Source organism: Gracilimonas amylolytica, from assembly GCF_002911695.1.
Taxonomy (GTDB): Bacteria; Bacteroidota; Rhodothermia; order Balneolales; family Balneolaceae; genus Gracilimonas; species Gracilimonas amylolytica.
Genome location: NZ_PQBS01000007.1, coordinates 162,017 through 171,665, shown reverse-complemented (window position 1 = coordinate 171,665; position 9,649 = coordinate 162,017). Strand labels below are relative to the sequence as shown.

Genomic DNA, 9,649 nt, shown 5'->3' with positions numbered 1-9,649 from the left:
GGGTCTTATGAAGTATAGCATGTTATAAAATCTTGTAACATATTGCTATACAATGAATAACAAGTATTATAAACGGTCACATATTTCAGAAGCTAAATTTCGGCATCTGATCAAGTGTTTTTCGTTAGATTTAACCGCAACGGAAACGGCTGAGTTAACCGGCATTTCATTGCGATCGGTTACCGTGATCTTTGACAAACTGCGCCATCACATCGCTCGATGGTCTGAGCAATCGGCTCGGATCCAAGGCATCATTGAGGTTGACGAGTCTTATTTTGGTCCACGACGAATTCCTGGTAAACGAGGACGAGGAGCTTCGGGTAAAACCATTGTCTTTGGCATTTTCAAACGTAAGGGCAAAGTCTATACCGAAATTGTCCCTGATGCAAGAAAAAAGACACTCCAGTGTATTATACGTGGAAAAGTGGCCCCGGCCAGTGTGATTCACAGTGATGGTTGGCGAGGCTATAATGGCCTAGTGGATGTGGGCTATGACAAACATTATCGTGTTCAACATGGCCAGGATGAATTCGCCAATTCCTCGAGTCACATTAATGGCATTGAATCTTTTTGGAGTTATGCCAAACGCCGGTTGGCTCAATTTAATGGGGTATCGAAATCTCATTTTTATGTGTATTTAAAAGAAACTGAATATCGCTTTAATCATCGAAATCAAAACTTATACAAGATCTTACTGAAGAAGCTTAGAGAAGAACCTCTTTGAGCTCTAAACTTCATAAGACCCTTATTTTTTGTAACAGGACGGAAAGCAAACCCTCTTGTGTTCGGAAACAAATTCTAAAACACTAAATAATTTCTAATTTTCTTTGTTGCGTTAAATCTTAACATTTGCAGCAGACGGAAATTGAAAAGTTTAACAACACAAATAAACAAACAATACACTTAGGAGATCATCATGGGTCAACAACAATTATTACTCGTAATACTCGTAACAATCATCGTAGGTATCGCAACCGTGGTAGCTATTAACACCTTCGGCTCTGCCGCAGATTCAGCTAACCTGGATGCAGTAAGACAGGATGTTGCTACTATTGCTTCCTCGGCACAAGGCTATTTTATGAAACCTGAGATGCTTGGTGGGGGAGGTCAGGATTTTGGTGGTTTAACTTTTAATAGCATGGCTTTTGCTGCTGATTCAATTTCATCTGATGGATTAACTGCAATTAATGCAAATGGTAGATATGTTATGTCAGGAGCAACTGGTACTGCTACTTCTTTTACTGTTACAGCTCATCCAGCAAGTAGAATTGATGGTGCAGTTACTCTAACATCTGATGCTGACAATACTTTGGCAGCAACTATATCTGACAGTAATGTAGAATGGACTGACAACAATTAATAATATCGAACTTTTCTTATAAAAAGCCTCTGGTAATACCAGTGGCTTTTTTTATTGGTCCCAGCCGAAAGTTAAAACACCTGTACTTTCAATGCATGGTGGTTTAGTTATATCTGTTAAAAAAGTATAATTCTGAAGACCCATTAATTGTTATATAATATTCAAAACAATTAAAACTTATTGAATCATGGGGCAGCAACAGTTACTTTTAATTATACTAGTCACCATTTTGGTTGGTATCGCAACAATAGTTGCAATTAATACCATGCAAGAGACCCGTGCTAATGCTAATTATGATGCGATTCGACAAACCATGTTAGATGCTTCTGTAAGGGCACAAGGTTTTTATATGAAGAATGAATCAATGGGTGGTGGAGGAAAATCCTTTCAAAATATTACTATGGAAAACATTGAAATTGAACCTGATAATGAACATGGTACCTTTAGTATTTCAGATGCAGGAGATGATTCCTTTACTATTACTGTTATACCCGCGGCCGGGGGAGAAAATATTGTTGGAATAGTTTATGCAGATAGAATCGAATTTGTAGATCCTGAGGAATAAGATTCATCATTCATTCCAAATTTAATGTTTTCACTGTTGAGTTTTTATCACCTAAATCCGTGTAACTTATCATCAACCTATCCTCATTTAGTGTGATCTGAGGAAATCCACTGCTTCTATCCTTAGATAATCCCGGAACTGAATATTCTTCCACCATTTTTCCATTCAGATTATATTTCCTTATCACCAGTTCAGCATCTTCATCATTTGGCCTTAGCCAGCTTACCCAAAGAGATTCATCGCTCATATTCAGATCTACACGACCAAGGGGAGCTTGATCATCTAAGAGAATGGGTACTCCATAGGTTTGGCCGTGGTCTTGTGAGAGTGCCATTTTAACCAGAGCCTCATCATTGGCTCCGGTAAACCAGGCAACGGCTACGGTATTGCCATGAGCATCTATGGCCGGACCATTGACCGGGCAGGCCGCGATCTGCCAGTTATCATTATAGATAGCTGTTGGTTCTGACCACTTATCATTGATCAGGGTTGTTGTATAAATATCCCGAATTTCATCGGATGTTCTGTTTCTGTAAGCAGCCGCGTAACCTATTACGGTTTTAACAATAGCCGTTTGGCAGCAATCGCACACGGTTTCATCAAGCCGGTAATCTTCCAGAATATCACCGGTGTTAGAAATATGAGCCGCTCTGAGGGTCATGGCTTTATTCATGTTGGCATAATCATCTACTGCACGATCCAAGGTTTGTCGGCCATCAAGCCACAGGGCCATGTAGGTAGAATCCGTTGCTGGGGTCATGCTGACGAACCCGTGTTCAGTGGGGGTGTTGTCGGTGTGGGGGGTGAAGGCATCCGTCCAACCTTCGTTGTAAGCCTTCATCCTTATGTGATAGGCATAGGTACCACCCTCAACCTTATCGAGCCAGTGCGCCGCCATGGGTTTGCCATTACGGGCAATGATGGCGGGGTAGTCGGCCCAGTTTACAAACCAGGTGGAGTCTGAGGCAATTTCAACCGGTTCACCCCAGGTTTCATTTGTGAATGTCGCGTACTTTAGTTTGGTGACGGAGTTTTCATCCTGTTCCATCCAGCTCATAATCACAGTTCCGGTGTTATCGGTAAAGAGCCGAGGATAGAAGCTGTTATCACTTGCGGGAGAGGGGTTTTCCTTTATGCGGGATTCAGGGGTTGAAGAACAGGCTGCAAATAGTAAAGAGGTTGTCAGGCAGATGAGGCCGAAATATTTCATGTAGTTTATTTGGTTTTGATCATTGCGATGAATGTACAAGATATTGAGCAAACGCACATCCCCCTGTAAATGATCAGGAGATCATTTACGGTCCCTCTTCAAAGAGGGATTTTTCTTGTTTAATAAAACAGTATAAAACTTTAGGAACTCTGTTGTTTAAAATATGAATTGAATAATCCATCATTCCGTCCGATGTGATTCTACTTAAAACGCAAATAATGTGAGGACGGGGTGATGGATGGTTTTATATCAGCATGTATGTAGTGTTAATTTTGGCACCCTTGGCTCAATCCATCACCCGGCTCTTTTTGAATCTTACAATCAATCTCTTGGCTACTGAGCCGAATGATGGATTTGTTTTTAGCTCTAATTCTCGTTCCGCAGCGGAGTGGTGGAACGAGAAGGAAAAAATTGATCAGTAGAGATTCCCTCTTTGAAGAGGGACCGGCATTGAGCTTCAGCTCAATGACAGGGGGATGTGAGTCAGGCCACGGATTCCTGCTTAGTGTACACCAGATATGCCAGATAAATCCCTGTCAAATGAAGCGTGATCACTGTTATAAAATAAAAAATCGGTTCAGTTTGATAGGAATTAGCGATCTCAATACCACGCCAAATAATCAAAATGATCCCGAATAATATCGCATAACGCTTACTGTTCGTTTTTAGAACCGTAAGAACAAGCATGGTCGCCAGCCAGGTGCTTGTGAGTACAGATGCCAGGATCACATACATCCATACATCAGCCGGTAGGTGAGAAATTCCGTAAAAATTAAACTCAACCCGATGATAAAAGGTGATGATCAGTCGGGCAAACCCCTCAAAAAAAAGGATTCCAAAAAATCCGGAAATTAGGGTGATGATGGCTTTCATTGAACGTATTTTCGGTGTGATTTGTAGTATCTTGATATAACTCTATTAGTAGATGCATTCACTTACTTTTGGCTTGATCCGCCGGTTGTCGGACAGGCACCAAAAGTAACAAAAAGTCAAGGCTGTGAAAAAAGATCTAAAGCTGACTTCATTTCGCTAAAAGAAATCAATGCCTGCCTTGCCGGCAGGCAGGCTCCATCTCTGGGCTTGCATGAAAGTTAAACACCATGCAGTATGATTTCTTTCTTAACGCTGCATTTCGTCATCTTTTTAACGCTCATTTTTCAAAGGCCGGATTATTACCTGTTCTTTTTGTTATTGTTCTGCAATAAGCTATGTATCATAATGAACTTCATTTAAACTATTAACTATTAACCAATAACCATAGTAAAATATGCCAGAAGGACCGGAAATTTGGAGAGCAGCGGATAAGATCAGTCAGGCCGTAGCAGGAGAGGAGATCATTGATCTGTTTTTTGCATTCGATGAACTTAAACCATTTGAAGAATCCTTGAAGGGACAAAAGGTCTCATCGGTAACACCACGAGGAAAGGCCATCATCACAGCTTTTGATAACGACTTGAATCTCTACTCTCATAATCAGCTGTACGGAAAGTGGCTGATCAGTAAAACGCCGGAAGAACCGGATACCAACCGATCTTTGAGAGTGGCCATCAGAACTGCAAAAGGATCTGCATTTTTATACTCGGCCTCTGAGGTTGAAATGCTGAAAGATACCGAAGTCAGTGACCATCCCTACATCAAAAAACTGGGTCCGGATGTAGTACATCCTGAAACAACATACGAGCAAGTTTTGCAACGATACAAAGACGATAATTTCAAGAATCGAAAATTAGCTACGCTTCTGCTTGATCAGGGGTTTTTGAGTGGGGTTGGTAATTACCTGCGAAGTGAAATTATGTTTTGTGCCAAAGTGGATCCGGACTATCGGCCGAAGGATTGTACTGATGAACAAATCGAGGCGCTGGCTCACTATTCCGTGGAGCTTTCACGACGTTCTTATAAAACCGGTGGTATTACAACAGAACCCGAACTGGTTGAAGCCCTGAAGCGGGAGGGAAGCTCTCGTAAGGAATATCGACACTATGCGTATGGCCGGACCGGAAATCCCTGCTACAAATGCGGAAAGGATATTGTTGAAATGAAAACCGGGGGAAGAAAGATCTACTACTGTGAAAACAGACAGAAGTCCGGTTAATAATTCCAAAAATAAGAGGATATCGGATGAGATTTACCCAAACTTATTTGTATGTTTGGGCTCCCTCAAAATCAAACATGATATCCTATGAAAACGTTATTGATCGCTGTATGTACTCTTTTTATCTCAACCGGTGTTATGGCTCAGGATGCTGAAGTCATTCGTTTATCTGAACCGGTTCAACAAACAGATGCCTATGAAGTATTCGGGGCTGAAGTTGATACGTGGGATACCGCTATAGAACTCAGTGAACTGATCAATGCTCCCGAAGATTTCACAGATAAAGTGATCACGATAGAAACTGAGATCGCCGAAGTGTGCGAGAAGAAGGGGTGCTTTTTTGTGGCCAATGCCGGCAGTGAATCTGCTCGTATTACCTTTAAGGATTATGGGTTTTTTATTCCTACCGATTCTAAAGGAAAGACGGTAAAACTGATCGGTAATTTTGAGGTCAAGGAACTGACTGAAGAAGAAGCCAAACACTATGCTGAAGATGCCGGACAGGATCCTGATAAGATCACAGGACCGCAGAAGGAATATTCTATTGTGGCTACCTCCGTTCTTGTTCCGAAGTCATAGCTTAACTATCTGAAACCAAGAGAAACTTAATTTATAAAACGATAATCTATTCATGCCAGAGAACGATTTTTTAAACGCTGAACCGACCGTACATTCAACCAAACAACTCATGGAATCGCCCGAGGTGGAAGCCATTGCCAAGAAGGTGATCGAGAAACATAAGATGGAATTTGGTCCGGCTGAGATCGGGTATTTTCTTGTGTACCCGAACTTATCCAAGCAGCGGGCAGCTAAATGCATGAAAGCAAGTCGCGAAGTGAAGCATTATTCCGGTAATGATTATCTGATCGAGATCTCAGGGGAGCTTTGGGATATGCTGGATAATGATACCAAGGAAATGATGCTGTATCATGAGCTCTTGCACGTAGATCCGACGTTCAAATCCAAAACCCAGGAATGGAAGATGACGATCCGTAAGCCTGATTTTGCTGATTTCTACACCATCAACGACAAATACGGCAACGAATGGTACAAGACCATTCAGGCCACGGCTTCATCCCTCTACGATCTGGATCCAAAACAGGAAAGTAAGGTGAAATTATAGGTGTTAGGGAGTAGGTTTTAGGTGTTAGTTTATTTCCTAAGTAAAGTGTGGTTCATTTTTTGAACTTCATCGTTGCAATTTAGCGCACTTGAAAGATGAGTTGGATCAATGATTTGATCTTGTTTTAGTAGTAGCAGTTGAGTTTCGAGTTCAAAACTAGATCCGAGGCTAATTCTTAAGAATCGTTTAAAATCTTTTCTACTCTCACGACTACTTCCTTCAGCCAGGTTTGAAGATATTGAAATTGATGAACGGACAGTTTTATCTCTGTGGTAAATTTCTCTGAATCGGGCAGCTTATTTAACATGAGTTCGACATAAATCTATCTTTTGGTTGTGACCCTTTTAGATGTTAGGTAATTCGAGGGCAAAAATGTGTTCATCAGTCCTAAACTTCCAAAACAAAGGTACCCCAACCTCAAACGTTGTCATCCCGAGTGTCTAAAAATAATCAAAAGAATAGGTACTTGAACACGAGGGATCTCAAAGTCATATTTGGAATGTCATTCGGATTTTGAGATCCATCGCGTTCACCCTAACATACCTAGTAAAAATCTTGGGGCGCTCTGGATGACAACAATCGAGTGTATTCAGGAAAACCAATCCTTAGCAAGATCTTCCCATTTAGGGTTTAAGCTTTCTATAAGCTCGATTTTCTTTTTCCGACTCCATCCTTTAATCTGCTTTTCCCGTTGGATGGCATATCCCACATCATGCGTCCAATCGTAATAGACCAAATAGTGGAGATTATATTTTTTAGTAAATCCTTCAACCAATTTATTCTTATGCTCATAGATGCGTCTTTCAAGGTCTCCCGTCATCCCGGTATAGATCATTTTAGAGGTGTTGCTTAGCATGTATACATAAAATCGCTTTTTCATACTTGTTAGAGTGATGAGAATACAAGTCCTTACAAATATTCTTTAGGTGTCTTCGAATTAACTGGCATCTAAAACCCTGAGCCTATTCAATTAGGATTAGGTATAGGTTGCATTTCGCGAAGGGTCTCAAAGGTAAAACTACTCGGTTAAATTTTACGTTGAGATCCTTCGCGTTTAGCAAATACATTAAAAGTTGCTTTTTAAACGCTCAGCCTACCTACCGGTGAGGCAGGGATGACAACTTCAGAAGAATTATTTCAAACTCAGCTTATTTACAACATTTGTTGTTTCACCAGCCAATTCCATACTTCTTTGCCAAACAATGAGTTTTTTGAAATTTTTCATTTTCTCACAATTAATTCAATTTTGGTTTTGAAGTAAGAGCGTCGAAATTCAAATTCCTTACAAAAATAATTTCAGTAAAAAGGATGGTATCAATATAATAAGGGCTAACACCTATTCCCTAACACCTAACACCTCGAAACTAATACCTATCCAACCTCATATCCCTCTTTTTCCAGGATCTTTTTGATTCTTTCTACGTGGTCGCCCTGAATTTCGATGGTTTTTCCTTTGATGGTACCGCCGGTTCCGAGCTGAGATTTTAATTTCTTTTCAAGCTTCTCAATGACCTGAGGATTATGAGTGATCCCTCTGATCACCGAAACCTGCTTTCCTCTGCGTCCGGCCGTTTCCATTTTTACTGTTACTTTCATCTGAATTTATTTTGGTTAATGTATTAACACGATTTCAGTAGATAAGGTAAGGGTAGCAGAGTGTGAATTAAAGGCAGATAAAAAGAAAGTCTGCCAGGGTATCCCGGCAGACTTTCATATCATTTATGGTGAATATGTTTTCGAAAAGTTAGTTAGCAGTTTTTCTTCTGGTACCTGAGATCTGATCGTACACGGTTTCTTCACCGGAAGGAGAGGTGACGGTAATCTTTATGGTCAGATCAGCAGGATCATTGGATTCTTCATCCGTATCCCTGATCGAGAAATTGAATTCGGTAGACCCTGGACCAGGGAATAATCGGTTTCCTAATGTAAAGTCAGTTGCACCGGTCACTTCAATTCCTTCTCCACCTTCTACACTAATTTGTGTCCCGGCCGGCATAGGGTTTCCGTTAATATCTGTTACGGTATAGGTGAAGCTGGCACCCCCATTTGGTTGAAGATCAAAAGTAGTTGGATTAGCTGATACCAATGCTTCTGATGAGGTAAACAGAATGATCACATTTTTCTCGATCTCCTGACTGTCCCCGTTAATGGTTTTGGCTGTAACGGTTGCATATCCGGGGCGTCCGTCACTTCCGGCCACGTTATCTGTTGGTCTTGGATCACCTGATATCAGATCAACGGTTACCTCACCGTCATCGTTAGTATTTCCTTGACCTGATCCCTGAATGATACCTCCGGTTGTGGAGAAATATACAGCGGTACCCGGTTTAACAGGGTTACCAAATTGATCACCTAATATAACGGTCAAGCCATTTCGGTTTCCATTTACTGACCACCCTTCAAAATTATAGGCATCTGCGGCAATACTGAAATGATCCAGATCCGGAAAACCACCGTGAATGGTAATAGCAACCGGTTTTGAGCGAATGGTCAGCCCAATATCTTCTCTCACGATCTCTGCCTGAATTTGAACCACCCCAGCAAGGTTTCCGCTGAAGAGATTTGATGTCACGGTTCCGTTGGCATTTGTTGTGGCTGTTAATGGAGTAATTCCCTCGCCACCACCAGGGCCGGAAAGGATAGAGAATTCTACTTCCTCGGCATTATTGATATCAAGGGCACGGCCGGCAGAATCCTGTACCTGAAATGTAAAGCTTGTGTTGACGATACCACCGGTTTCGGCAATATTAATGGTTTCTTCAGTAATACCGTTTAAAATGATCGCAGCGGCTCCTGCAGAAGGACCCGAAACGCCACCACCATCAGAGGGTCCGCCGCCACCGGTATCTTCAGGAGTCAGTTCAAAGTTAAAATCAGTTTCGGTATCACCGCCTGCAACCTGTACAGTTCTGCTTTGTGAGTTATAATCAGTTGCTGAAGCCGTGATGGAAATAGAGGTAAGTTCACTCACTTCAATGTCAGCTAGTGAATAGGAGCCATTATCATCACTCCGCACAAAGGTATCAGAAAGTTCCTGTGGTGAAGTGATCTGTACCGTGGCGTTAGCAATGCCATCCCCGGTCTGAGAGTCAGAAACAACGCCTTGAATAAGTACCAGGTCATCATCATCCGTTGTACAAGCAGAAGAGAAGACTAAAAATAGTGCCGAAAAAAGTAGTAGTGATATTTTACGCATAGTTTTTTCTTTAATAGAGTTGATAGCCGATACTAAGTTACAATAATATCGATATCAAGTTAGAAAAAGATAAAACCGGTACTATTTGGTTCTCTGATAAAAG

The 9,649-nt window shown here is 41.3% G+C and carries 12 protein-coding genes; 6 read left to right on the top strand and 6 right to left on the bottom strand.

The features are described from left to right. Positions 1–52: 52 nt before the first annotated feature. The 3 genes from C3B73_RS01805 to C3B73_RS01795 all read left to right on the top strand — a co-directional run bounded on the left by C3B73_RS01805 (position 53) and on the right by C3B73_RS01795 (position 1,925). Complete coding sequence (locus tag C3B73_RS01805) at positions 53–724, top strand: IS1595 family transposase (protein WP_103663920.1); 672 nt, start codon at positions 53–55, stop codon at positions 722–724. 192 nt (positions 725–916) lie between these two features. Next, a complete protein-coding gene (locus C3B73_RS01800) occupies positions 917–1,360 on the top strand; it encodes a hypothetical protein (protein WP_103663919.1) in 444 nt (147 codons plus the stop codon). 187 nt (positions 1,361–1,547) lie between these two features. Continuing rightward, a complete protein-coding gene (locus C3B73_RS01795) occupies positions 1,548–1,925 on the top strand; it encodes a hypothetical protein (RefSeq protein WP_103663918.1) in 378 nt (125 codons plus the stop codon). Positions 1,926–1,935: 10 nt separating this feature from the next. Here C3B73_RS01795 and C3B73_RS01790 read toward each other — a convergent pair whose 3' ends face one another. Next, on the bottom strand, positions 1,936–3,135 hold the full coding sequence (locus C3B73_RS01790) for a hypothetical protein (RefSeq protein WP_103663917.1): 1,200 nt from the start codon (positions 3,133–3,135) through the stop codon (positions 1,936–1,938). A gap of 483 nt (positions 3,136–3,618) precedes the next feature. Continuing rightward, entirely contained in the window at positions 3,619–4,008 is a 390-nt protein-coding gene (locus tag C3B73_RS01785) for a hypothetical protein (protein WP_103663916.1), read from the bottom strand. A 394-nt stretch (positions 4,009–4,402) separates the two neighbouring features. Here C3B73_RS01785 and nei point away from each other — a divergent pair, with 394 nt between their 5' ends. The 3 genes from nei to C3B73_RS01770 all read left to right on the top strand — a co-directional run bounded on the left by nei (position 4,403) and on the right by C3B73_RS01770 (position 6,350). Further along, on the top strand, positions 4,403–5,227 hold the full coding sequence (nei, locus tag C3B73_RS01780) for an endonuclease VIII (protein WP_103663915.1): 825 nt from the start codon (positions 4,403–4,405) through the stop codon (positions 5,225–5,227). A gap of 87 nt (positions 5,228–5,314) precedes the next feature. Beyond that, positions 5,315–5,806 carry a DUF4920 domain-containing protein gene (locus C3B73_RS01775; protein WP_103663914.1) on the top strand — a complete coding sequence of 164 codons (492 nt, stop codon included), beginning with the start codon at positions 5,315–5,317 and terminating at the stop codon, positions 5,804–5,806. Between the two features lie 52 nt (positions 5,807–5,858). After that, the gene (locus C3B73_RS01770; protein WP_103663913.1) at positions 5,859–6,350 is read left to right on the top strand and encodes a putative metallopeptidase; all 492 of its coding nucleotides are present in this window, start codon (positions 5,859–5,861) and stop codon (positions 6,348–6,350) included. Between the two features lie 29 nt (positions 6,351–6,379). On the opposite strand, the gene C3B73_RS14180 is transcribed toward C3B73_RS01770, so the two are convergent. The 4 genes from C3B73_RS14180 to C3B73_RS01745 form a co-directional block, all read right to left on the bottom strand. After that, positions 6,380–6,577 (bottom strand): four helix bundle protein, encoded by a 198-nt coding sequence (locus tag C3B73_RS14180; protein WP_408609848.1) that lies wholly within the window; start codon positions 6,575–6,577, stop codon positions 6,380–6,382. A 362-nt stretch (positions 6,578–6,939) separates the two neighbouring features. Then, complete coding sequence (locus C3B73_RS01760) at positions 6,940–7,230, bottom strand: GIY-YIG nuclease family protein (protein ID WP_103663912.1); 291 nt, start codon at positions 7,228–7,230, stop codon at positions 6,940–6,942. 491 nt (positions 7,231–7,721) lie between these two features. Next, entirely contained in the window at positions 7,722–7,946 is a 225-nt protein-coding gene (locus C3B73_RS01750; protein WP_103663911.1) for a translation initiation factor, read from the bottom strand. 148 nt (positions 7,947–8,094) lie between these two features. Further along, positions 8,095–9,546 carry a carboxypeptidase regulatory-like domain-containing protein gene (locus C3B73_RS01745; RefSeq protein WP_103663910.1) on the bottom strand — a complete coding sequence of 484 codons (1,452 nt, stop codon included), beginning with the start codon at positions 9,544–9,546 and terminating at the stop codon, positions 8,095–8,097. Positions 9,547–9,649 lie beyond the last annotated feature (103 nt).